23 protein-coding genes and 1 pseudogene are annotated in these 23,974 nt (G+C 57.5%); 19 read left to right on the top strand and 5 right to left on the bottom strand.

What is annotated here, in order from left to right; genetic code table 11:
• Position 1 precedes the first annotated feature (1 nt).
• The 14 genes from K6301_RS24650 (at position 2) to K6301_RS24715 (ending at position 12,301) form a co-directional block, all read left to right on the top strand.
• Positions 2–676, top strand: coding sequence for a lysozyme family protein (locus K6301_RS24650; RefSeq protein ID WP_247221466.1), 675 nt, complete (start codon positions 2–4; stop codon positions 674–676).
• A gap of 1 nt (position 677) precedes the next feature.
• Positions 678–977: a TrbC/VirB2 family protein gene (locus K6301_RS24655; RefSeq protein WP_247221468.1), complete on the top strand. Its 300-nt coding sequence runs from the start codon at positions 678–680 to the stop codon at positions 975–977.
• Between the two features lie 3 nt (positions 978–980).
• Complete coding sequence (locus K6301_RS24660) at positions 981–1,322, top strand: VirB3 family type IV secretion system protein (protein ID WP_247221470.1); 342 nt, start codon at positions 981–983, stop codon at positions 1,320–1,322.
• Positions 1,315–3,696: a VirB4 family type IV secretion/conjugal transfer ATPase gene (locus tag K6301_RS24665; protein WP_484594002.1), complete on the top strand. Its 2,382-nt coding sequence runs from the start codon at positions 1,315–1,317 to the stop codon at positions 3,694–3,696. Before K6301_RS24660 ends, K6301_RS24665 begins: the two co-directional genes overlap by 8 nt.
• The gene (gene virB5 / locus K6301_RS24670; RefSeq protein WP_247222517.1) at positions 3,696–4,394 is read left to right on the top strand and encodes a P-type DNA transfer protein VirB5; all 699 of its coding nucleotides are present in this window, start codon (positions 3,696–3,698) and stop codon (positions 4,392–4,394) included. The genes K6301_RS24665 and virB5 overlap by 1 nt, the downstream gene beginning before the upstream one ends.
• A gap of 229 nt (positions 4,395–4,623) precedes the next feature.
• Complete coding sequence (locus tag K6301_RS24675) at positions 4,624–5,559, top strand: TrbL/VirB6 family protein (RefSeq protein ID WP_247221473.1); 936 nt, start codon at positions 4,624–4,626, stop codon at positions 5,557–5,559.
• Positions 5,560–5,591: 32 nt separating this feature from the next.
• Positions 5,592–5,858, top strand: a complete 267-nt coding sequence (locus K6301_RS24680) for a hypothetical protein (RefSeq protein WP_247222518.1) — start codon at positions 5,592–5,594, stop codon at positions 5,856–5,858.
• A 4-nt stretch (positions 5,859–5,862) separates the two neighbouring features.
• Positions 5,863–6,534 (top strand): VirB8 family type IV secretion system protein, encoded by a 672-nt coding sequence (locus K6301_RS24685; protein ID WP_247221474.1) that lies wholly within the window; start codon positions 5,863–5,865, stop codon positions 6,532–6,534.
• Positions 6,535–6,542: 8 nt separating this feature from the next.
• Positions 6,543–7,385 carry a P-type conjugative transfer protein VirB9 gene (gene virB9, locus K6301_RS24690; RefSeq protein ID WP_247221475.1) on the top strand — a complete coding sequence of 281 codons (843 nt, stop codon included), beginning with the start codon at positions 6,543–6,545 and terminating at the stop codon, positions 7,383–7,385.
• Between the two features lie 14 nt (positions 7,386–7,399).
• Positions 7,400–8,572, top strand: coding sequence for a type IV secretion system protein VirB10 (gene virB10, locus K6301_RS24695; RefSeq protein WP_247221476.1), 1,173 nt, complete (start codon positions 7,400–7,402; stop codon positions 8,570–8,572).
• A gap of 10 nt (positions 8,573–8,582) precedes the next feature.
• On the top strand, positions 8,583–9,581 hold the full coding sequence (gene virB11 / locus K6301_RS24700; protein ID WP_247221477.1) for a P-type DNA transfer ATPase VirB11: 999 nt from the start codon (positions 8,583–8,585) through the stop codon (positions 9,579–9,581).
• 718 nt (positions 9,582–10,299) lie between these two features.
• A complete protein-coding gene (locus tag K6301_RS24705) occupies positions 10,300–10,842 on the top strand; it encodes a sigma-70 family RNA polymerase sigma factor (protein WP_247222519.1) in 543 nt (180 codons plus the stop codon).
• A complete protein-coding gene (locus tag K6301_RS24710; protein ID WP_247221478.1) occupies positions 10,839–11,543 on the top strand; it encodes an anti-sigma factor in 705 nt (234 codons plus the stop codon). Before K6301_RS24705 ends, K6301_RS24710 begins: the two co-directional genes overlap by 4 nt.
• Before the next feature lie 200 nt (positions 11,544–11,743).
• Positions 11,744–12,301 (top strand): fasciclin domain-containing protein, encoded by a 558-nt coding sequence (locus K6301_RS24715; RefSeq protein WP_247221480.1) that lies wholly within the window; start codon positions 11,744–11,746, stop codon positions 12,299–12,301.
• A 106-nt stretch (positions 12,302–12,407) separates the two neighbouring features.
• Here the strand turns inward: K6301_RS24715 and K6301_RS24720 are convergent, their stop codons facing one another.
• On the bottom strand, positions 12,408–13,196 hold the full coding sequence (locus K6301_RS24720; RefSeq protein ID WP_247221481.1) for a DUF4394 domain-containing protein: 789 nt from the start codon (positions 13,194–13,196) through the stop codon (positions 12,408–12,410).
• A 271-nt stretch (positions 13,197–13,467) separates the two neighbouring features.
• Here K6301_RS24720 and K6301_RS24725 point away from each other — a divergent pair, with 271 nt between their 5' ends.
• Positions 13,468–14,019, top strand: a complete 552-nt coding sequence (locus K6301_RS24725) for a sigma-70 family RNA polymerase sigma factor (protein ID WP_247222520.1) — start codon at positions 13,468–13,470, stop codon at positions 14,017–14,019.
• Positions 14,016–14,729, top strand: coding sequence for an anti-sigma factor (locus K6301_RS24730; protein WP_247221482.1), 714 nt, complete (start codon positions 14,016–14,018; stop codon positions 14,727–14,729). Before K6301_RS24725 ends, K6301_RS24730 begins: the two co-directional genes overlap by 4 nt.
• A 141-nt stretch (positions 14,730–14,870) precedes the next feature.
• Here the strand turns inward: K6301_RS24730 and K6301_RS24735 are convergent, their stop codons facing one another.
• Positions 14,871–17,147: an FdhF/YdeP family oxidoreductase gene (locus K6301_RS24735; protein ID WP_247221483.1), complete on the bottom strand. Its 2,277-nt coding sequence runs from the start codon at positions 17,145–17,147 to the stop codon at positions 14,871–14,873.
• A 285-nt stretch (positions 17,148–17,432) separates the two neighbouring features.
• On the opposite strand from K6301_RS24735, the pseudogene K6301_RS24740 reads away from it, so the two are divergent.
• A pseudogene (locus K6301_RS24740) lies at positions 17,433–18,006 on the top strand (IS3 family transposase); the annotation flags it as partial.
• A 53-nt stretch (positions 18,007–18,059) separates the two neighbouring features.
• Here K6301_RS24740 and K6301_RS24745 read toward each other — a convergent pair.
• The 3 genes from K6301_RS24745 to K6301_RS24755 all read right to left on the bottom strand — a co-directional run bounded on the left by K6301_RS24745 (position 18,060) and on the right by K6301_RS24755 (position 21,750).
• On the bottom strand, positions 18,060–19,268 hold the full coding sequence (locus K6301_RS24745) for a YihY/virulence factor BrkB family protein (RefSeq protein ID WP_247221484.1): 1,209 nt from the start codon (positions 19,266–19,268) through the stop codon (positions 18,060–18,062).
• Positions 19,269–19,814: 546 nt separating this feature from the next.
• Positions 19,815–21,008, bottom strand: a complete 1,194-nt coding sequence (gene lhgO, locus K6301_RS24750; protein WP_247221485.1) for an L-2-hydroxyglutarate oxidase — start codon at positions 21,006–21,008, stop codon at positions 19,815–19,817.
• A 13-nt stretch (positions 21,009–21,021) separates the two neighbouring features.
• Positions 21,022–21,750, bottom strand: a complete 729-nt coding sequence (locus K6301_RS24755) for an ABC transporter ATP-binding protein (RefSeq protein ID WP_160872510.1) — start codon at positions 21,748–21,750, stop codon at positions 21,022–21,024.
• A 164-nt stretch (positions 21,751–21,914) separates the two neighbouring features.
• Between K6301_RS24755 and K6301_RS24760 the strand changes: the two genes are divergently transcribed.
• Positions 21,915–23,114: an ABC transporter substrate-binding protein gene (locus K6301_RS24760; protein ID WP_247221486.1), complete on the top strand. Its 1,200-nt coding sequence runs from the start codon at positions 21,915–21,917 to the stop codon at positions 23,112–23,114.
• A 96-nt stretch (positions 23,115–23,210) separates the two neighbouring features.
• Positions 23,211–23,966 (top strand): ABC transporter ATP-binding protein, encoded by a 756-nt coding sequence (locus K6301_RS24765; protein WP_247221487.1) that lies wholly within the window; start codon positions 23,211–23,213, stop codon positions 23,964–23,966.
• Positions 23,967–23,974: the final 8 nt, after the last annotated feature.

A 23,974-nucleotide genomic window follows, 5' to 3' on the forward strand; every position in this document is an offset into this window, starting at 1 on the left:
CATGCCCGTTTCCTTTGCTGATCTTGCGCAGGCCTGCGCACCCTTTATTGCGACCGAAACACTAGCAGGCGTCATCAGTCTCGAAAGCCGATTCGCGCCCCTCAACATCCGCATTAACAGTGGGCTCCCTTTAGCGAAACAACCGGGCGCGTTGGCTGAGGCGATCGAAACCGCCACGACACTCGCTGCCGACCGCCAAGATATTCAGCTTGGTCTGGGCGGGATCGGACTGGACGACCTCGATAAATTAAACCTTTCAATTTCCGACGCATTTGACCCGTGCCTCAACCTGAAAGCAACGGCAACGCTGCTCGACGGGTATTATCGCGTCGCCATCAACTCGGGTGCCGATAAGAACCGGGCCGAACAGATCATGCTGCAATCGTTCTATGGACGGGGTGATCCATCAATCGGCGCCTTGGTTAACTACGACGATCAGGTTAGGCGCGCGATTGAACGGTCAAAGCCAGCGATTGCGACTCTGACATTCGGTCACTTCGTGGAGATCAAGAGCAATGAGGCGGATCGCCGATCAGAAGGCCGCTTGCTCGAAGTGCCGGCTGAGAATTCCCCTCAAGCGACCTTACCCGATGCGAAAGTGCCTTCATGGGACGTCTTTAACGCCCGGCAACGCTCGTCGATCCTCGTTTTTGAGAATAAGAATGGAGAAGACTGACATGACCCTCGATTATCGCACACGCTCGATCGCGACCACCGCCGTGATGGCGACCGCCCTTCTCTTGACATTGACCGAACCAGCTTTCGCCCAGGCTGCCGGGATCGAGACGATCTTGCAGAATGTCGTGGATATTCTGCAGGGCAACATATTCCGCCTGTTCGCGACCATCGCTGTGATCTTGATCGCGCTCGCATGGATGTTTGGATACATGGACCTCAGACGTGCTGGCTATTGGATCGTCGGTATCGGTGTCATCGCGGGCTCTTCCGAGCTTGTCAGTACGATCATCGGCAGCTGAACTATGGTGACGGCGCGCTCGACACTTGAGGAAGACACGCTTTTCATCGCATGCACGCGGCCGGCGATGTTCGCAGGGGTGACCGTAGAGGCGATGGGTGTCAATGTCATCGTCACCACGATCTTCTATCTTGCCGCCGGCTCGGTTGCGTACGCACTGATAGGCGTGGTCTTTCACATTCTCTTCCGGGCGCTCGTCAAGCACGACCATAACATGTTCCGCATCGCGGTTGCCTGGGTGGAAACGCGGGGACGATCACGTAACACATTCCATTGGGGCGGCACATCTATCTCGCCGCTGAGGCTTTCTCGCCGTTTCGATGAAAGGGATCTCTGCTTTGCCTAGTGCCGCAACGATCAGGTTGAGGGAGCTCGATCCCGAAACCTTCATTCCTTACGTACGCCATGTCGATGAAAGAACAATTGCTCTGGAGTCGCGGGCGCTAATGATGGTGATCGCACTCGAAGGCGTATCCTTCGAGACCGCGGATGTTCACGATCTTAATTCGCTACATCGCGACCTCAACACACTTTACAGGAACATTGCAGACGAGCGGCTTGCACTCTGGACGCACCTGATCCGCCGTCGCGATAACTCCTATCCAGAAGGGACATTCAACGCACCGTTTTCCTCGAGCCTCAACAGAAAATATCGTGACCGTATCGTTCGTGCGGATCTCTTTCGAAACGACCTCTACCTGTCCGTCGTCTGGTCGCCGCTGCGCGACCCGGCGGAGAGGGCTGCGAAACTGTTGTCGCGCCTGGTCAGGGCGAGCCGGTCGTGCGTAGAGCTCGACGAAGAGGCGCTGAAGCAACTTCGCGACAAGGTCATCGATATCACGGCTGGCTTGAAGCGCTTTAAGCCTCGCGTCTTGTCGCTTTATGACCATGAGGGGCTCGCGTTCTCCCGGCCGAGCGAGGTTCTCCACCAACTCGTCGGCGGAAGATCGGAACCAGTTCCCCTTACAGAAGGCCGCATTGCCTCGGCGATCTATTCGGACCGCGTCATCATTGGCCGCGAAACGATCGAGATTCGACACGAGGCCGAGAGCCGGTTTGCCGGCATGCTGAGCTTCAAGGAATATCCAGCCACCACCAGACCCGGGATGCTGGACGATGTCTTAAAAAGCCCGTTCGAACTAATCATGTCGCAATCCTTCTCCTTTATCTCGAAGGTGGATGCGCGGACCATAATGGGCCGCAAGCAGAATCAAATGCTGAGCAGTGGCGACAAGGCGGTATCGCAAATCGACGAACTCGACGACGCGATGGACGGACTTGAGTCGAACAGGTTCGTTTTGGGCGAGCATCATTTGTCACTCGCGGTGTTCGCGCCGTCGGTGAGGGAGCTGGGAGATCATCTTGCCACGGCCCGCGCGAGCTTGACAAACGGGGGCGCCGTTGTCGCGCGCGAGGACCTTGGCCTCGAAGCGGCATGGTGGGCGCAACTTCCCGGCAACTTCCGGTTCCGCGCGAGGTCCGGTGCCATCACATCACGGAATTTCGCAGCGCTGTCGCCATTCCATTCCTATCCAATCGGTCGAAGGGACGGGAACGAGTGGGGCCCAGCCGTCGCGCTTCTGAAGACCGCGTCCGGATCACCTTACTATTTTAACTTCCACTATGGCGATCTTGGCAACACGTTCATTTGTGGCCCGTCAGGCGCTGGAAAGACGGTGTTGCTCAATTTCATGCTGTCGCAGCTTGAGAAGCACGATCCGTATGTCGTTTTCTTCGACAAGGACCGTGGGGGCGATCTCTATGTTCGGGCTGCGGGCGGAGCCTATTTCCCCCTCAAGAACGGAACTCCGACCGGTTGCGCTCCCCTAAAGGCCCTCGAGCTCACGCCGGAAAACAAGGTGTTCCTTGCGCACTGGGTCGGAAAGCTGGTCGGATCCAGTACGCGGGAATTGTCGGTAACTGAGCTGCGCGATATTGCCGCCGCGATTGATGGTCTGGCCGACCTGCCGATGGACCGCCGTACGATTGGCGCCCTCCGGACCTTCCTCGACAACACGAACCCGGAAGGCATCGCCGCGCGGCTGCGTCGGTGGGAACGGGGAGGTCCGCTTGGCTGGGTCTTCGACAACGCCATTGAGGATATCGGCGTCGGAAATCTCGGCTTCAGCGGAAAGATGGTCGGTTACGACATGACCGATTTCCTCGACAACGAGGAAATCCGCACGCCCCTGATGGCCTACCTCTTCCACCGCGTGGAACAACTGATCGACGGCCGTCGGATCATTATCGTTATCGACGAATTCTGGAAGGCGCTGCAGGACGAGGGATTCCGGGATCTCGCTCAGAACAAGTTGAAGACGATCCGCAAGCAAAACGGTCTCATGCTGTTTGCCACGCAAAGCCCACGCGACGCGATCAACTCATCGATCGCCCACACTATCATCGAACAATGCCCGACCCAGATTTTTCTTCCGAATGCTCGTGGCGATCACGCCGACTACGTGAGCGGCTTCAAACTGACCGAACGCGAATATGAAATTATCGCGCGCGAGCTCTCCATCGAAAGCCGACGGTTCGTGCTGAAGCAAGGGCACAACAGCGTCGTCGCTGAGTTAGATCTCGACGGCTTCGACGACGAACTCGCAATACTCTCCGGACGAACCGGCAATGTTGAACTCGCGGATGCGATCCGCGCACAAGTCGGTGGCGATCAAGCGGACTGGCTTCCTATTTTCCACGAGCGAAGGAGTGTGCGTTGATGGTTATGAACAGGCGGCACGGCGCAGCGGCGGCGATTATAATGATCTTCTCTGCCGGAACGGCCGCAAGCCACGGGATTCCCGTGATCGACCAGACGGCGATCCTTAAGCACATCGAGAGCATTGCGCAGCTAAAATCCCAATTGACGGCGCTACACCAGCAGATTGAGCAGGCGCAGCAGCTCTATGGCTCGCTCAACAAGCTGACCGATATGGCCGATGTCGCCAATGTGTTGAACGACCCGGCCGTTCGGAAAGCCCTTCCGTCCGATTTCGCCACTATTGAGGATTTGCTGACAGGGACTGGGTCAGGGGTCTTCGGCCAGTCCGCTTCAAGATTCGTCGAGCTCAATTCGAACTACCGGACGGACGCTGACGATTTCTACGCAAAAGAACTATCGCGGATCCAGACTCAGTATGCTGGGCAGATGAGCCTCGGCCAGCAAATTTACAATGCGGCGGCGAAACGCATGGAAGGCGTCGACGAACTGCGTGAAAAAATTTCGTCGGCACGCGACGCCAAAGAAATCGCGGATCTGCAGACTCGCCTTCAGGCAGAGCAGGTGTTTATGCAATTGGACGTTATGCGAATGGAGGGTTTGCAAATGGTTCAGCGCGCTCAAGCCCAGGTCGATATCCAGCGCAACGCCGAGGAATGGCGCCAGCGCATGGATTCCATGAAGGCGGCGCTGCGGTAGGCAGCTTGCCGCCGTGACACGCCTCCTCGTACTCACTCGGTGCTCCGCAGAGAAACGACCGCCCATTCCATCAGCGATCTGACGGCGGATGAGACACTGCTCGACCGCATCCGGTCCGACTGCCGCATCAACTCGTAAGCGGTGCGGACACGAATAACTGCGCAAACGCTGAAGCTACCGACCGCAGACGGCACCTTCAGAAGAAGCGTAACTCTTGAGGAATGACAAGATGTATCAAGTGTTCGAGTTCATCGACGGACAGTTTAAACAACCAATAGAGACGTTCGTTTCCGACGGGACGTCGAATATCGCAGAATGGATCACCGGCCCGCTGACTGCCGCGGTCACCCTCTATATCGTTCTGTATGGCTATCTCGTTCTGCGCGGATCGGTCTCGGAACCGGTCCTTGAGTTTGTCTCCCGGGCAATCAAGCTCGCCATTATCGTCCTGCTCGTCAAAAACGCTGGCGAATACCAAAAGTATGTCACCGATGTTTTCTTCGATTTCCTGCCACGCGAGGTCTCGCAGGCTCTGAATTCCGGCACCACACCAAGCGCTAGCACGTTCGACGGCCTCTTGGACAAGGGGCAGGCGTCGGCGACAGATATCTGGTCGCGCGCCTCATGGCCCGTGGATATCGTCACCGGCGTCGGCGGAATGATGGTGATCGTGGTGAGCTTCCTCGTCGCCGGTTTGGGCTACGTCGTCTCGCTCTATGCGCGGCTGGCGCTCGCCATCGTGTTGGCGATCGGCCCCATTTTCGTGGCATTCGCGATGTTCAAGTCCACACGCCGCTTCACCGAGGCCTGGATTGGCCAACTGGCCAATTTCGTCGTACTCCAGGTTCTCGTGGTGGCCGTTGGATCATTGCTGATCTCGTGCATTGATTCCACCTTCACGGCGATCGACGGTTACAGCGATGTTCTCATGCGACCGACCGCGCTTTGCGCCATTGGCATCGCGGCCCTCTATGTCTTCTATCAGCTTCCCGGCATCGCATCAGCGCTCGCCTCCGGTGGCGCGTCGCTGGCTTATGGCTACAGCGCTGCTCGCGACGCGCATGAGGGGATGCTTGCTCGTGGAACCAGAAGGACTGGGCATGCCATCGCCCAGACTGCTCGGTTTGTTGGCCGAACAGCCGGCAGGAGGGGATCGAGACGATGATTTCTCTCAACAGCAGTATGATGCCCTCTCAGATGATCAGGCTCTCCCTCCTGCTCGCAATGGCCACCGTATTTGGCAGTTGCGCATCGCTCACCGATCCGCTGCCGAGATGTGACGGCTATTCGCGCCGTCCGCTCAATCGCTCGATGTGGGAATGGGAAGGCTACCGAAGTTTGCAATCCAGCCACTCGGAGACGAGATCATCAACGTCTATTATGCCGTATACCGCGGAGCGCCAAGGGCTGGAGCCTTTTGCCCACCTCGATGTCGATGGCTCGCACGGTTCCTGCGTGGGGTGAGGACATGATTGGAACAGAAAACCTGAAGAATTATTTCGAGAAGGCTCGGCGTTTCGACCAGGATAGGATGATTCAGATCGAGCGCTCCAACCGTGTGGCGTGGTCGATTGCGATCGCGGCCGGTGTGCTCGCAGTCGTTTCCGTCCTTGCGGTGGCCGGTTTGACTCCCCTTAAGACGGTCGAACCGTTCGTCGTGCGTGTCGACAACTCAACTGGCATCGTCGATGTGGTCTCTGCCCTGACGTCGAATGACGCTACCTATGACGAAGCCGTGACGAAATATTTCGCAGCGAAATATGTCCGTGCCCGCGAGGGATATGTGTGGAGCGAGGCACAGGAAAATTTTCGGACGATAGCACTCCTGTCTACGCAGGCAGAGCAAGATCGGTTTGCAGCGACTTATCGCGGAAGTAATCCGGAGTCGCCGCAGGTCATCTACGGTCGCTCAGCAACGGTCAGGATAAACATCGCGTCGATTTCGCTGATCAATCAGAATGTCGTCTCGGTGCGCTACGTGCGTACGGTTACGCGGACCGATGAGGAGGGCACCACCCATTGGATCGCGACTCTGACCTACTCGTATGCCAACGCTCCAATGTCCGCAACGGACCGGCTTGTAAATCCCCTCGGCTTTGCGGTCAGCGAGTACCGCGCCGACCCGGAGGCGATCAATTGATACGAAAAATGTTCCTTGTTGCCGCTCTCTCTACAGGATCCCTCTCGATCGCTCATGCTTTGGAGATCCCGCGTGGCGCTTCCCAGGATAGCCGTGTCCGCTTCGTGGACTATCAGCCCTATAATATCACGAAGATAGTTGGCTCGCTCCGCTCTTCCGTGCAGGTCGAGTTCGCGGCGGACGAAGAGGTCGCCCATGTCGCGCTAGGCAACAGTGTGGCTTGGGAAGTAGCGCCGGCCGGCAACATCCTTTTCCTAAAGCCCCGCGAAAAGCAGCCTGTCACGAATATCTCTGTCGTAACAACACGGCGAGACGGTTCGACCCGCAGCTACCAGATGGAGCTGACGGTGCGCGAAGGCACGGTTGAAGTCGGCCAGAATACGTATTTCTATGTAAAGTTTCGATATCCCGCGGATGAGGCTGAACTGCGGCGGCAGCAGGCGGCGGCACGCGCACTTGCCGCCCAGGCAAAGGAGGCCGATACTGTGCTGGCACTCCATGAAGCATACGGGCCGCGCAATTGGCGCTACTCGGCGCAGGGGTCTCAGGCGCTGGAGCCGCAGAGCGTCTACGACAATGGCAAGATCACGACCTTCGCCTTTGTGGGCAACCAGGAGATGCCGGCGATCTATATCGAAAACTCTGACGGCTCAGAGAGTCTGGTACCCAAGTCGGTCGACGGGAACCTTGTGATGATCCATGCGATCAGCCGCAAATTCATCCTGCGCCGCGGCAAGGACGTCCTGTGCGTGTTTAACGAGGCCTATGAACGAGTTGGGATCAACCCCAAAACCTACACGACATCTCCTTCGGTTGAGCGCGTCGTGAAATCGCATTCAACGGCAAAATAGGGGAGGCGACGACAATGCTACATGAAGACGAGACCCGCATCCCCGGCGAACGTGCCGAGACAGTCACCGCCAGGCGAATAGACAGAAATCCCGTTCTCAAACGCGGTGCGGTGGCGTTCGCTGTCTTGTGCTTTGTCGGATTTGCGATCTGGTCAACCTCAGGAAACAAGAGGAAGGACGATCAAACACAGCCCCAACGGGTCGTCATACGCCAGACCAACACCTTCGAGCCCGCCCGGGAGAAAATCGAGCCGGTCCAGGCTGTCCCAGAGGTCACGCTGCCCACACCTGTTGTCGAGTCTGTTGTCGAGGAAAAGGACGAACTGCTCGATTCAGCCAGACGTGCGCCTGTCATGGCCTATAGCGGAAACCAGAGAAACGCCTCGTCTCGTGTCGAAATCAATGACCAGGCCGTCTCGATAGACAGCGATTGGGTTCCCCTGGAAAATAACATGACAAGCAAGATCCAGTCGGACGCCGATCAACAGAAGTTTGACGGTCGTTTGCAGCCCACGCGCCTTGAAGGCTCGCGCGCCGGAACGCTCGGTAATCGGGATTTCATCGTTGCGATGGGGACATCTATCCCCTGCGTGCTAGAGACCGCACTGGCTTCGGATCAACCGGGCTTTACCAGTTGCATTATCAACCGCGACGTTCTTTCCGACAATGGCAGGGTCGTCCTGATGGAGAAGGGCACCCATGTCGTCGGAGAGTACCGGGGTGCCCTGCAGCGGGGGCAAAAAAGACTCTTCGTTCTGTGGACCAGAGCAAAAACGCCAAAGGGCGTGATCGTCACCCTTGCCTCACCGGCCACCGATGCTCTCGGCCGCGCGGGCATCGCGGGCCATCTCGATACCCATTGGTGGGAGCGGTTCGGAAGCGCGTTGCTGCTTTCGATTGTAGGCGATGCGACGAGCTATGCGAACAGTCGGCTGCAGAACAGCGATGTTGATGCGCAGAACACCGCGAGCGCCGGTCAGCAGGCCGCAGCCATTGCTGTCGAGCAGTCGATCAACATTCCGCCGACCTTGACCATGCATCAAGGCGGGGTCTTGTCGATCTTCGTAGCTCGCGATCTCGACTTCTCGGACGTATATCACCTGCGGGTTACCGAGCCCGAGCGCCGCATCCTACATAGGTCTGTAACGGGTGACTTTGCTCCAGACTCAAAGCTTGTGACAAAATAGGGAAAGCTAGATGACGGAGGAAACCGACGCCACGGTGGTCCGTGAGCTACTGTCACCGATAGCGATCTTCCTTGAAGACACATCACTGTATGAGGTGATCATCAATCGGCCTGGTCAAGTGCTGACGGAGGGTATGGATGGGTGGAAGGCCTTTGACGTTCCGACCCTCACATTCGATAAGCTCATGCGGCTTGCTCGGGCCGTAGCCAGCTTCTCACATCAATCCATCGATCAGCGAAGGCCGATCCTCTCAGCAATCCTTCCCGGAAACGAGCGCATTCAGATCGTCATCCCACCGGCAACGCTAGAAAACACGGTGAGCATCACGATACGGAAACCATCGTCAGCCGACTTCACGCTCGATGATCTGGAACACCGTCAGTTTTTCGCGAACACGCGCACCGTTTCGAACGACTTACCCACTGGGCGTGATGACTTGGCTAGGCTCTACAACGACGGCCGGATCAAGGATTTCCTACGACAGGCCGTTATTTCTCGGATGAACATTGTGGTTTCGGGCGCGACCGGCTCCGCGAAGACCACGTTGTGCAAAGCTCTCATCAAACAAATACCCGGCGAGGAGCGAATTATATCAATCGAGGACACCGCAGAGCTCGTTATTCCACAGCAGAACAACGTCCGATTGTTCTATTCGAAAGATAGGCAGGGATTGTCCAGTGCAGGCCCGAAGGAATTGCTGGAGGCGAGTTTGCGCATGCGCCCGGATCGCATTATGCTGCACGAACTCCGCGACGGAACTGCCTTCTACTATATTCGCAACGTCAATTCTGGACATCCCGGCTCTATCACCACCGTTCATGCCGGCTCGGTGGTTCTGGCATTTGAGCAACTGGCTCTCCTGGTAAAGGAATCGGACGCCGGTCGAGACATGGAACGCGCCGAAGTCCTGACCCTACTTCGGGCTTCGGTTGATGTTGTCGTTCAGTGTAAGCGTGTCGGCGGCGCGTTCCGGGCATCTGAAGTGTATTTTCGTGCGCGCGATGGGTAGCGCATTGCCAATCCTGAAATCGGGCGTCCTAAAGGCCGGCGCCGGGCGTGCTTTACCAATTCGGCACTGATCACGCTGTTCTTCATTGGATTTGACGCATAGAAAGCTCGCTCTGTCATCAGTCACCACAAATTGTTGTTGCCATAATGTCATTCCGAACGGCGACAGCTTCCCGACACGATGCGTCGCGTTGACCTCGTAGGTCGGTAAAAGAGAGTTGATACCCGTTGGTCTCAAGTCAAGGGTGTTTCTGACCGGTGCCGGAGGCGGAGCCTCTCGTAAAACGCCGACCTCACGCGGATTGTGCGGGCGCATAAAATCGTGGAACTCGTGGTATTCCTGAAACTATGGGGCGCCATCTTCCGTAACTCCAAATGTGGCATTACTGCCATCGGCCAGGCCGTCAGGAGTTATGAGATCAATCATTAGGAAAAGAGAATATGGGCATGGGCTACGGCAAATCCGACTCTTCCGGTCGAGTAACGGTCACGAGGTTGCTCTTCAGCCGACGGGGTTCATTATGTAAAACGCAGCTCAGTGTGTGGATCGGTCATTTCTCAAACTTTTGGTGGCATAAACACTCACGTGCTACGCAGATAGCCACCCGGAGGCCCGAATAATTGCGAATTCCGGCTTCTTGCACCTCTTTGTGTCAAAGCTGCGCTTGTCTTCGACGAGGATCGCTTTCTATATGAAGCAGGTGGCAGGATCATTCTCAATGCAGAGCAACGATATCGAAGGCCTAATCAATCGTGTTGCGATAGGTGACCGGGCGGCGTTCATCTCGCTTTATAAAATGACTAGCCCAAAGTTGATGGGCATATGCCTACGCATTCTGAATAATCGCGGCGACGCTGAAGATGCGATCCAGGAGATCTACGTCAAAGTCTGGCAGCGTTCGCGAACCTTTGTAGCTGGCAGCAGTAACCCGAGTGCGTGGCTCGCCACTATCGCCCGCAACCACGCAATAGACCTTATTCGTGCCCGCAAGCCGGTGCCCGACGATCTCGAGGCCGCCTACGACGTTGCGGACGAGACAATGCCCAGCCCCGAAGCACAGGTTGGCATTAAGGATGAGGGTCGCCGGATCGATAAATGCCTGGCTGAGCTGGATCCGATTCATGCTGGTGCGGTTCGCCGCGCCTATGTCGAGGGACTGAGCTACCTTGAACTCTCAGAGCAGATGAAAGTCCCGTTGAACACGGTGCGCACCTGGTTGCGCCGCAGCCTCTTGAAACTTAGGGAGTGCATGCAGCGATGAGCCGAGATAACGCCACCCCAAAGGACGAGATTCTCGCTGGCGAATATGTGCTAGGGCTTCTCTCGCTCGAGGCCCGGCGAGCTGTCGAACGTCGAATGGCCGAGGATCATTCGTTTGCCACGCTCATCCAGCACTGGGAAAGTGACCTGTCAACATTCAATGACGCCTATGATGAGATCTCGCCGAGCGACGCCGTTCTAGGCCAAATCAAAGGTCGCATTTTTGGTGAGCAGCAAGTGGCAGATGCCCGGCGCGGTCTGTGGAACTCAGTGTCTTTCTGGCGTTGGTTGTCCATTGGGACATCTGCAATAGCCGCAAGCGCGATGATCTACGCGTCAGGAAGTGTGTCCTTGGGTGTGAGTGATCGTAAATATATCGCTGAATTATCGGCGCAGGCCAATGCGGTGAGCATGCTAGTCACCTATGATTCCGGAAGCGGACGTATGCGCGTCGTACCGGTTGCAGCCGGCGCACGTGAAGAAAAATCGCTGGAGCTTTGGCTCGTTCCCGGCGAGGGCGATCCGCTGTCGCTTGGTATACTCCCCCCAGGTACTGAAGGCGATCTCGTCATCCCAGCTGATCTTCGCGAGCGAATTGGCGATGGAGCAACGCTTGCCGTGACACTGGAACCATTTGGCGGATCGCCGACGGGTCGTGCGACCGGTCCGGTCGTCGCTAGTGGGACTGCTCGAAGCCTCTGACCGCGCATCCCAAACGATTGTCGTGCACTGGTCTTGACGGAACAGTTGACGCGCTGAAACCGTGACGATTTTTCCGCGCGCGGTGCCGATTTCTTGAAACTTCTCATGGGGCCGCCCCGTAACGGTTCTGTCCCGTCGTCGGGAGCCGAACCTTGGGAGACGCGGTCCGCGTCTGGGTCATCGGCACAAAGGAGCAGATTATGCCCAAGTTTGTCACTCGTCTTGCCGCATGCGTAACCGTTCTCGCCGTTGCAACTGGCAGCGCCTACGCAAAGAACCCAAAGGTTGGCGGGGCCGCGATGTTTGAAGACAAGAACATCGTCGAGAATGCCATGAATTCGAAAGATCACACGACGCTTGTCGCTGCCGTTAAGGCTGCCGGCTTAGTCGAAACGCTTCAAGGCAAGGGCCCATTCACCGTCTTTGCGCCGACCAACGAGGCGTTTGAAGCTTTGCCGGCGGGGACTGTCGATACACTGCTGAAGCCTGAGAATAAGGAGAAACTGACGAAGGTGCTGACCTGCCACGTCGTCGCTGCTGACGCGATGGCGTCGACCATCGAGAAGATGATCAAAGACGACAACGGCACACACGACGTCAAAACGGTCGGTGGCTGCATTCTCAAGGCTAAGGAGGACATGGGCAAAATCAGCCTGACGGACGAAAATGGAAATGTCGCCCATGTCACGATTGCTGACGTCAAACAGTCCAACGGCGTCATTCACGTGATCGATAAGGTCCTGCTTCCCAAGATGTAAGCTCTGCGCCCCCAAAAATAAAATCGGCCGCCTCAACGGGCGGCCGATCGTTTCTGTCCTAGGGTTCAGCCAGACAGCTCTTGAACAGAGCCGCTACGCCGATCGATCACATGCTGGGGAGAATAGCGATGTCGCGAACCTCGTTATCAACGCCATCGATAGCGCCGACTTCAGCTGCTGCACCTGTTTCCAAATCGACGGTATAGAGGATCTTGCTCGCTACAAGATAGGCAGTGTTCTTGCCGCCTTCCTCGCCCTGGATATCGAACGCGTAGGCCGCTGGCTTATCTTTCAGGCCGAGCTTTCCGATGGCCTTGAGCGTGCCATCATTCGGCTTGGTCTGCTGGACAAGTGCGCCGATGGTCGCGTCTATATTGTACATCGCCGTCTTCTCGGGCTTTCCAATAGAATTCGTGTAGGCTGCTGCGACGATGTTCGGCGTTTCGCCCTTGTGCATGTCGCCGTCTTCGAAGGCCAGGGTACCGTCAACGGTTACGGCGCCTGTGTCGGGATGAACACGGTGATTTGTGGTGCCGGTCATGAAACGCAGACGATCGGCCATGGGGTTGAAATCAACCACCACCGGTGCCTTGGTCAAGGGCAACATCTTGTCCATTTTTGCAACTTCCGTTGCGGCCCCGGTCTCAAGGTCGATGGATACGATAGCGTGTTCCGGTGTCACGCCAATAACGGTCTTTGTCCCTGGGCGGAAATCGATGCCGACGAGCTTGGTGACGCCGTTGACCTCCATTGTCTTTGTGACAGCAGGTTTCGTCGTATCGAACATGATCAAAGTCTTTTCTCCCGTCAGTCCGAGGACCGGGGCGGCGTGCGCGACTGTTATGGATACGATCAGGACAGTCGAGGCGGCAAAAGCGGTGCGGGCGAGGGTCATGTTGTTCTCCAGTTGCGTTTCGTTTCAGTGAGAGCTTGCGGCGTAAGCGCTTGTAGGCTCTCCATCAGGAGACACATGAGAAACCGCCCGCGGATGCAGCCACGAGGAATATTTTTGGCGCTGCATCCCAATCGTCATCTTATGTGTTGTCACAATAAGGTGAATTTACACCCGGCAGAGCGTCTGGGCTGGACGAGAACACGCCGGCGTGGCAACAGCAGAGACGAACGCTCTGCCCACGATAAACCCCAGGAGAAGGCGCTTGGCCTTGGTGACGGATCAGTCGACAGACCTTGAAGCAGCGCTCGCAGATTGTGCAAAAGGAGATCGGGACGGGCTGAGGCGGATATTCGACCAGGAAGCCGGACGTCTTGTGGCTGTTGCGCAACGGATACTGCGACGACGTGAGCTTGCGGAAGAAGTTGTGCAAGAGAGCTTTATTCGCATCTGGACCCATTCGCATCAGTATACACCGGGGCGCGGCTCGGCGCGGGGTTGGGTTTACTCGATCGTAAGAAACCGCGCACTCAACCTACTACGTGATGGACGTCGCGAAGACCTCGTCGGCGACGATCAGGTGGAGGCGTTGCGGGATGCCGATCAGCTCAACGAGATCATGGCGGCTTGGCATACGCTGGACCAACACAGCCGTTTGCACGAGTGCCTCAGCGGACTCGAAGAGATACGCCGACGCGGCATCCTGATGGCCTATGTCGGGGGATACACCCATGGCGAGATTGCCGGACGGCTACGGCTGCCACTCGGCACCGCCAAGTCCTGGATAAGGCGGGGCCTTTCCTCACTTCGGGAGTGTATGGCATGAAATTGGAGTCCAACGATATCCCCGCCATCGCTGACGAATATGTGCTTGGCTTGCTCGACGAAGCAGACAGGGCGTATGTCGAGGCGCAGATAGAGCGGAATGTGGCTTTGAGGCAGGCCGTTGATGAGGCGCGCGAACGCTTCTTGCCGCTCGACACGGGCCTCGCCCCAGTGGATGTGTCACAAAGTCTCTGGCAGGCGATTTCCTCCCGCCTACCCGATCAGTCCAAGCTTGCCGCTCATGATTTCCCAGATGCTGCTGTAGCGGCTAACAGCAATCACATCTTAAATTGGCGGGCGGCTGCCATTACAGCGATGGCTGCCTCGGTCGTTCTGGCCATCGGCCTGACGTGGAGCATGACACGGCGGCTCGACCCACTCGTTGTCGCGGTGCTCATGAACGAGGCGGGCGAGGTGCAGGCAGTGGTGGAGGATTTCGGGAACGACACTGCCAATGTGAGGCTGCTGACGGATTTTGTTGTCCCGTCCGATATGACAATGCAGGTCTGGACCCTACCATCGGTCGAGATGGGTCCGATGTCTCTCGGGTTGCTTGACCAGGCACGTTCAGCGAAGTTGGCGGGATGGTCACTTCCGACGCCAGCCGATGCACAGCTTTATGAGATCACTCTTGAGAGGGAAGGTGGCTCACCGACCAATCGCCCCACCGGTCCTATCCTTGCGAAGGGGTATGCCAAGTTGACAAGGTAGGACCGCGGAAAGGCCAGTTGCGCCGACATTCGATTAAATCCACTGTCGACGGTGCAATGATCGGCTCAAGCCAGAACTGGTCTTTCGACAGCCAACCCTGGAAGGAGGGCGGTCCTGCGCACATAACCGGCAACTTGCGCTTCAGATCTCAATCCGTACGGGCACCGCCTTTGATGCAGGCGTCTTGGATTGTTCGTCATGATGATCGATCGCTACAAGAACATTGGCTTCCGGATAGTAGGCTCCAATCGTGCCCAAGGGCAAGTTGTGAGCTGTCACCTTAAGGCCTCTAAGCTCGCGTCGCACGCCATCGTCAAAGTCGCCAATCAGGGTCACGACTTGTCCCTCCCGCAGCCCAGCGCTCCTTATATCCTCGTCGGACATCAAAACGACATCGCGCGTTCCCTCAATTCCACGAAACCGATCCGAATATCCGTAGATTGTCGTATTGAATTGATCGTTCGACCGCATGGTAATGAGTCGATAGCGACCCGGCGCGTCTTCGAACGCCAATGCGTTCAACTGCTCTGGTGTCGTGAACATCGCCATGTTCGTGTCCGTCTTCCAGACACGCTCGCGAGCAGGATTTCCGCGGTAAAAGCCTCCCGGCTGAAATATGCGCTCGTTGTACTGCTTGAAGTCCTCAGGGTAGGTTTTTTCGATGAGATCGCGGACGATACTGTAGTCGGCTGTCCAGTCGTCCCATCTAAGTTTTGGATTGGGGGGAACAGCGGCCTTCGCAATCTCGGCCACGATGGCGAGCTCGCTCTTTAAATGCTCGGAGGCCGGCTGCCTTTTGCCCAAAGATCCCGATATGTTGGAGAAGCTGTCCTCCGTCGAAACAGCTTGCGGGCCAGTGGCCTGTTCGTCGCGCTCGAAACGTGAAAGGCAGGGCAGGATGAACGCCGTCTTGCCAGGGAAAAGATGGCTGCGGTTCAGCTTCGTCGATACTACCACGGTGAGGTCCTGCGCGGCCCAAGACTGTTCCATCGCATTCTGGTCGGGAACCGCGCGCAATAAATTGCCTCCCAAGCAAATAAACGCTTTGATTTGGCCCGCTAGCAACCCTTTCACTGCATCAACGATCGTCGTGCCATCTTCCGTTGGTGGATCGAAATCAAAGAGGGCTTTGAGCTTGTCCATTGGGATTAGCTTGGTCTTCTCGGCAATCCCGACGGTTCGCTGACCTTGAACGTTGGAATGTCCTCGGACCGGACAGCATCCTGCTCCTTCTCGCCCGATGTTTCCCCGCAGGAGCAGCAGGTTTACCACCATCGCCACGTTCAGAGAGCCTTGAGATTGTTGTGTCAGCCCCATGCCATACACGCCGATCACGCGTTCCGACTGGATGTAGATTTCTCCTGCCCGACGGATCGCCGCTTCCGTCAGGCCGCTTTCCTGTTCAATCTTATCCCAAGTGGTACCGCGAACGAGGTCTACAAAGCTATCCAGACCAACGGTGTGATTTTCGATGAACACGACATCCAGCACGCGCGCATGGCCGGACCTCATCGCCGCGTCGTCGGCCTCGATCACTACTTTGCAAAGACCGAGGATTGCCGCGATGTCTCCTCCCGCGCGAACTTGAAGATACTCGTCCGAGATTTGCGTCTCGTGGCCCGTTATCATGTCCATCGGGCTTTGGGGATTGACAAAGGACACCAGGCCCTGCTCAATCAGAGGATTGAAAGTGACAATCTTGGCGCCACGCTTTTTGGCCTCCTGAAGCGGGTGGAGAAAGCGCGGGCTGTTTGACCCCGGATTTTGCCCGAAAAAGAAGAAGGCATCGGCCTTTTGGAGGTCTTCCCAAATAATCGTGCCGACGGGAGAGCCAATTACCTTTTTGAGCCCGACCGAAGTCGTCTCGTGACACATGTTTGAACTCTGCGGCAAATTGTTGGTGCCGTAAGTTCTAGCTAGAAGCGCATAAAGGTAGGATGCCTCCAAGCCCGCATGTCCTGATGAGTAAAACACGACGCTTTCACGCGGTAGCGTCCGCAGCGTCTTTCCGATGCTTTCGAAAGCCTCTTTCCACGACACTTCGACATACCGATCGGTTCCGGCATCATATCGCAGTGGATGCGTCAGCCTTCCCGTCTGCTCTAAATCATAATCTTTCCATTCGCGCAGTTCCGCCACCGTGTGTTGACACCAGAAATCGGGCGTACAGCGTGCACTCGTCAGATCCGAAAGTGTCGCTTTGGCACCGTTCTCACAGAACTCGAAGGGATGGTAGTTTGCGGGTTTGGGCCAGGCGCAGGAGACGCACATTACGCCGCCCGGCTTGTTCTGCCGTGCCAGCTCCTCTAGCACGCCCGCTGGCGGACGTGTCTCGCCGAAAATTCGCGCAATCGATTTGAGCGATCCCCAACCACCTGACGGTCCGTCTGACTCGGGATTTAGGACAATGTCACTCATATCTGTCTTTCATCCCTCGAACACTATCGGACGCATGGTCCGACGAATTGCCACCTATACCGGGGTAGGACGCATATTTATGGGTCGAGAGGACCCACGAACGCGAGACCGAGCCGCGCAAGCAACACTACGACGCCAACCGGCGCTACCGCGACAATCGCTCAACGCGGCCTTCCATCGTTAGTTCCTTAGTTTTAGTGACTAATTTGCGAAGTCGAACCTGAGGCCTGCTCCGGTTTGGTGGACGCCAGGTCAAGGTGCTTCCAATAAAAACTGTAGCGCATGATGCAACCAAGGACGTTCAGCCGCGAGTACAAGCTTCAGGCAGTTCAGTTAAGAAGCGTCGGGTCACTGTCGCTCAGGCATTCTGCGATCTTGATGTTAAGGAGAATGTCTTGCGCAAGTGGGGCAGGGAATATGGTTCGGACTCGGCACAAGCGTTCCTGGCCAGGGACAGTTTAATCCTGAGGAGATTGAGATTGAGAGGCCAAACTGGGAGCGCGACACGTAAAAAAGGCCGCCCACCGTGCGAAGGACGTGATATGAAGTCACATGCATTACGAAGCACCGGTTGATCTGGCCCTATCGTCGTAACTTTGCAACGACTGCCGGGCAGAAGGCGGCATGGCTTTGCGAAGCGCTGGGTATATCGCGTTCCGGCTTTCACGCTTGGTTACACCGGTCTACGAGCCAGCATACTCGGTATGACGAGGCGCTGCTCGGCAAGATCAAGGACAGATTTAAACATAGCGACCGCACCTACGGCGCGCGGCGCGTCTGGCACGGCCTTCTCGCCGAATGCTTTTCCTGTGTTCTGCATCGTGTCGAGCGTCTCATGCGGGAAAATGCATTGAAAGCAACGTGGGATTAGCGTAACTCAACGTCGGAAGAAATCGGCAGCAGGCCAACTATTTAGTGTGGCAACAGTTGTTCACTGGCCTCTCCAAGCGTATCGGCAACGTGAGCCCCGCGAAGCCCAATTTGTTCAGGGGGGCCTGTTGTTGTGTCCTCGCAGGTTTGGTGCTCGAGCTCTGCGTTGAGCTCAGCACCGAGTATCAGGATAATGACGGATATCCAAATCCAGACCATAAATCCGATCAAGGCCCCGAGGGTGCCGTAGGTCGCGTTATAATCCGCGAAGTTCTCGAGATAGAAGGAAAAGCCAATCGACGCTGCCAGCCAAAGCGTCGTACTAAATGCGACGCCCCACGTAATCCAGCGTAGTCGCGCATGTTCACGGCTGGGTCCGTAGCGATAGATGATTGTCATCGCAGTGCCAACGATTAGCAGAAGCGCCGGCCAGCGGGTGACCATGGCGAATGTTTCTGCCCAGCTCTTCGTCCAAGTGAAGGATAAAACCACCGGTAAGATGCCAACAGCCGTTATTAGTGCGGTGGAAATGATCAATGCACCAAGAGTGAATCCTAGCGACATCAATTGCAGGTGCAGAAATCCCCGCTTTTCATCTTCACCATAGGCAATGTTCATCGCCTCAAAGAGGGCCTTCATCGCGTTATTGACGCTCCATAGTGCGACTATGAAGCCGGTGACAACACCGAAACTCAAAGTACGGGTGTTCTGCTGCGCCAACGCTTCTAGCTGCTGGGTAATGATGTCGAAAGCGCCTGGAGGAAAGATCGTCGCCACGAAACCAATATGGCGCGAGATTGTCGACGGGTCAGACATAACACCATAAAGGGACACCAGCGCCGTCAAGGCTGGAAATAGCGCGAGCAGCAAGTAATAGGTGACGCCTGCAGCAATCAACGTCACGCGGTCTATTCCGACATTCGCAACTACGCGCCACAAGACGTCCATAAGCCCTAATGCTGGTATCTCCGCTGGCTTTTCGGCAAAACGCCCACGAGCGGCCTCCTCGTTGTCCTCAACGGCAATTCTAGAAATCTGATCGGCTCCTGATATTACGACTTCTAGGCATGTATCGCGCACGCGATAGACGTCAACTGGCAGATGCTGCCCGCCCTGACAATCGGTGCTGAAATATATCTGACCAGTGGGTAATGACGTGAAGATTAAAGCGCTAGACCAAGCTGAAAATTTTTGCGGAGCGTACATTGATCGCAGTCTTTCGTGCTCTGCCAGCGTCTCGAACCACTCCATAATGCGACTCGAGCTTTCCGAGGAATTTCGTACTTAAAGTGTGGCGACATGTATCGTCTCGTTAAGTCCGTTGATGGCACGCTATGGCAGCGGGCGCATACTTGGCAAACGGCTTGAGTTGGCTAGTCGTGAAGTGGTCGTCCGAGGGCAATAGGCCATGGATGACCGCGCTGAAAATGATAGCGATTGCGGGCCCGATTTGTTTCACCTGGTCAAACGGCTCACGGGCTTCCGTTGCGCGGCGAGGGCGCCGAGATTGCCGGAGTCCAAGTGTCACTGCGCCATTTGCACTGACGGCAATCGTGTTGCGTTCGACTGTTCAAAGCGGCTGAGGTCATACCCGACAAAGCTAAAATGTAAGATAGCGGTGAGTGCAAGCCAACCGGGCGCAAGCCAAAAGTCGCTACTCACATAGCGTTGTTGATCAGAAATCCAATAGGAGGCGATGCCGATCGGGTCTACTAGCGGTGAAGCGTCCAACGTTGAATTGTCGATTGTGCGGATTTTAGCGAGGTCGCGTTCAATGGCTTCAGGGGTGAAATGGTTCTACAATCTTTTCTCCAGTCGTTCGACGATCATCTCCGCGATTGGAATTGCAGAAGTGGCCGCGGGCGAGGGCGCGTTGCAGACATGCAGCATCCGGTCTGTCTCGGCAAAGAGGAAGTCGTGGACGAGCATGCCGTCCTTTCGCACCGCCTGGGCGCGGATGCCGGCCTCGTAGGGCAGGAGGTCTGCAAGCGTGAGGCTCGGGCAATATTTGCGGCATTCTGCCAGATAGCCTGGCTTCCACAGCGAGTTGCGCAACTCCGTCACGGCGGATTTCCGGTTCCTAACGACGGTTTTCCAGAAGCCTGGATAGAGCGCGTAGTCCGCGATGTCGGACAGATTGACCGAGAGGCGCGGGTAGCCCTCGCGCGCAAAGCCGATCACGGCGTTCGGTCCGACCGTCACGCTGCCGTCGATCATGCGCGTCAGGTGCACGCCGAGGAAGGGCAGGGCGGGGTCCGGGACCGGGTAGATGAGATGTCGAACGATGTCGTTCTTGTCGGGCGGGAGGCGGAAATATTCGCCGCGGAACGGCACGATGCGGTGCTCGATCGAAAGGCCGGCGAGAGCCGCCAGCCGATCGGATTGCAGGCCGGCGCAGGCGACCAGTTTTCTCGCCCGCCAGCTCTCGCCTTCGGAGGCGACGTCGACAGCGTCAATCGCCTCGCGGATGCCGGTGACGCGGGTCGAAAGGCGGATATCGCCGCCGAGTTTAGCGATGCGCCGCCCCATCGCCTGGCAGACTTCGACATAGCTGACGATGCCGGTCGAAGGCACGAAGAGCGCGCCGCGACCACGAATGTTCGGCTCGCGCTCCTTCAACTCTTCCTCGCTGACGCGGTAGACCTCGATCGTGTTCTGTTTCGATCGCTCGTAGAGGGCGTCCATGCGCTGCATTTCGAGATCCGAGGTCGCGACGAGCAACTTTCCGCAGGTCTCGAAGCGAATGTCGTTTTCCGCGCAAAACGCCTTGGTCGCCTCCGCACCCTTGCGGCAGAGTTCGGCCTTGAGGCTTCCGGGAGGGTAGTAGATGCCGGCGTGGATGACGCCGCTGTTGTGGCCCGTCTGGTGCCTGCCGAGCGCATCCTCCTTCTCGATGAGGATGAGGCTGCAGCCCGGCCTGCCTTCGAGAAGACGCATGGCCGTTGCCAGGCCGACGATGCCCCCGCCGATGATGCAATAGTCGAATATCATCTGTCTTGCCTGATCACGCGTGTGTCGTCTGGCGTTCGCCATAGCCGAAGTAAGCATCCTCCAGCGCGTGGCCGTCCGCAAGATCGCTTGCCGCTCCCTCCAGCGCGACATGGCCGTTGCGCAGGACGTAGATGCGGGAGGCGAGGTCGAGGATGCGGGCGGTGGATTGCTCGACGACGAGCAGCGTCAGTCCGCCGGCATTGAGCTGGCGAAGGCTCTCGTAGACCTGATCGATAACGAGGGGGGCAAGGCCGAGCGAGGGCTCGTCGATCATCATCAGCGAGGGGCGTTGCAGGATGGCGCGGGCGATGGCCAGCTGTTGCTGCTCGCCACCCGAGAGATGGCCGGCGACGCCGCGATACCGCGCCTTCAGGATTGGAAAGGTCTCGAGCACCCGCTCGAGGTCCGCAGCTGCCTCTTCCTTGTCCTTGCGGATCATGCCACCGAGCAGCAGGTTCTCCTGCACCGTCAGGGTGCGAAATATGCTGCGGCCCTCAGGCACCAGCGCCAGGCCCTTGCGGCACAATTTTTCCGGCGGCTGGCCGGCGATCGCCTCGCCATTGAAGGCGAGCGTCCCGCCCGTGGGCGCCATGAGCCCGGAAATCGTCTTAAGAAGCGTGGATTTGCCGGCGCCATTGGGGCCGACCACGAAGACGATCTCGCCCGTATGGACCACAAGATCGACGGATTTCAGGGCAGCAAGCCGGCCGTAGCCGGCCGTAAGGCCGCGGATTTCTAGCATGTCATTCCCCTCTCGCGCGGTTGGGTCCTTCGCTGGAAATCGGGAGGCCGCGCCATTTTTTGCCGTTGACAAAAAAAATCTAACCCGCATTCTGTCTTCTGTCCACAGAGGACTATGTGCAAAAAAATCAGGCCGAGCATCGCTACGGCCCAAGGGGAACGACAATGAAATCTGTTGCTGTGGCCGCCTCGGCCGCAATCGCCCTACTGTTGCCAATGGCCAGCGCTGCTCATGCCGAAGAGCCGATCAAAATCGGCTTCGCCATCGCGGAATCCGGCTGGCTTTCGAACTACGACAGCGCGCCTTTCAAGGCCGCGGTCATGAAGATCGAGGAAATCAACAAGGCCGGCGGCCTCTTGGGTCGCCAGATCGAGTATTCCGTCATGGACACCAAGACGGAGCAGGCCCGTGCCGCAACGGTCGGCGCACAGTTGGTCGACAGCGGCGTCGACATGCTGGTTGTCTCGTGTGACTACGATTTCGGCGCGCCGTCCGCACTCGCCGCCAAGCAGGCCGGCAAGATCGCCTTCAGCCTCTGCGCTGCCGATCCGAAGATGGGCGTGCAGGGAGTCGGCCCGCTCGCCTTCACCGCCAACAGCGCGGCGCAGTCGGAAGGCATCGCGATTGCCGAATACGGCAACAAGAAAATGAACCTGAAGTCGGTCTACGTGCTGGAAGACCTGACGATCGAATACAACAAGTCGGCCTGCGCCGGTTTTCGCGCGGCCTGGACTGCAAGTGCCGGCGCTGAGACAATCCTGGGCAATGACACGTTCAAGAACGACGACCCGTCGATTGCCTCGCAGATCACCCGCCTCAAGGGTTTGGCGACGCAGCCCGACGCGGTCTTCGTGTGCTCATTCACGCCGGGTGGTGCTTCGGCCGTGCGCCAGCTTCGCGCTGCCGGCATCGACCTGCCGATCCTTGCCAACACGGCGATGGTCGACAATTACTGGCTGAACGCCGTGCCGGGCCTCAAGGATTTCTACCTGCCCGCGTTCATGTCGCTTTACGGCGATGATCCGCGCCCGGAAATGAACAAATTTCTCGAAAGCCACAAGGCGCGTTACGGCGAGCTGCCGGTCTCCTCCTATTCGGTTCTGGGCTATAGCCTTATCGAGCAGTGGGCCTATGCAGTCGAGCAGGCAAAGACGACCGAATCCGAAGCCGTGGTCGGCGTCATGAACACCTTCAAGGATCAGCCGTTCACGGCAGGCCCCACCTCCTTCACCGACCAGCTGCATATCCAGGTCGACCGGCCCTGGCTGATCATGAAGGTCGAGAACGACTCCTTCCGCGCCGTCGAGGTTTACCGGAACTCGTTCAAGCCGGACATGAAGCTCTTGTTCCGCGTCGGTCAGTAACCGGCAGCGATCCGCCGGCTGCATGGCGGTGCAGCCGGCGGAAGCAAAATCTCCAAGCAAATTCATAGCCGAGCTTACGAATAGGTCTCGCCCGATATGTCACGTCCATTGAAAGAAAGGCTCGAAGCCCGCGGCGTTGCCGTGGCCTTTGGCGGCATCCGGGCCCTGAGCGGAGTCGATCTCGAACTCCGACGCGGCGAGGTGCTTGGCCTCATCGGCCCGAACGGCGCCGGCAAGACGACCATGGTCAATGTGCTGAGTGGCTTCCAGCGCCCGACCAGCGGCAGCATCAGCCTCGACGGCGTCGACGTCTCCAAGCTCACCGCTCGCAAGATCGCTCAGGCCGGCGTCGGCCGCAGCTTCCAGGCGGCGCGTCTCTTCCGGGCGATGACGGTAGAGCAGAACCTTTCGGTCGCCGCAATCGGCAGCGGACTTTCGCTGAAAGCCGCCCGGGAGCGGGCGCTCGAAATCCTCGAATGGATGGACCTCGCGAAAAAGGCCGAACACCGCTGCGACAGCCTGTCCTATGGCGACGAGCGGCGTGTCAGTATTGCCCGGGCGCTTGCCTTGCAGCCGTCTTTCGCGCTTCTCGACGAGCCGGCCTCCGGCATGAACGACGCGGAATGCGAGGCGCTGATGCAGGTCATCGCCGAACTGCCGGCCCGCTTCGGCTGCGGCGTGCTGCTGATTGAACACAATATGAAGGTGATCATGGGCGTCTGCCAGCGCATCCATGTGCTCGACGGCGGCCAGAGCCTTGCCGAGGGCTCGCCCCAGGACATCCAGAAAAACCCCGCCGTTCGCCGCGCCTATCTGGGCGAAAAGGCGGCCGACAGCACCCTTGCGATCTAGGAGCCGGG

It is taken from the genome of Shinella oryzae (assembly GCF_023038235.1).
In the GTDB taxonomy this organism is placed as follows: domain Bacteria; phylum Pseudomonadota; class Alphaproteobacteria; order Rhizobiales; family Rhizobiaceae; genus Shinella; species Shinella sumterensis.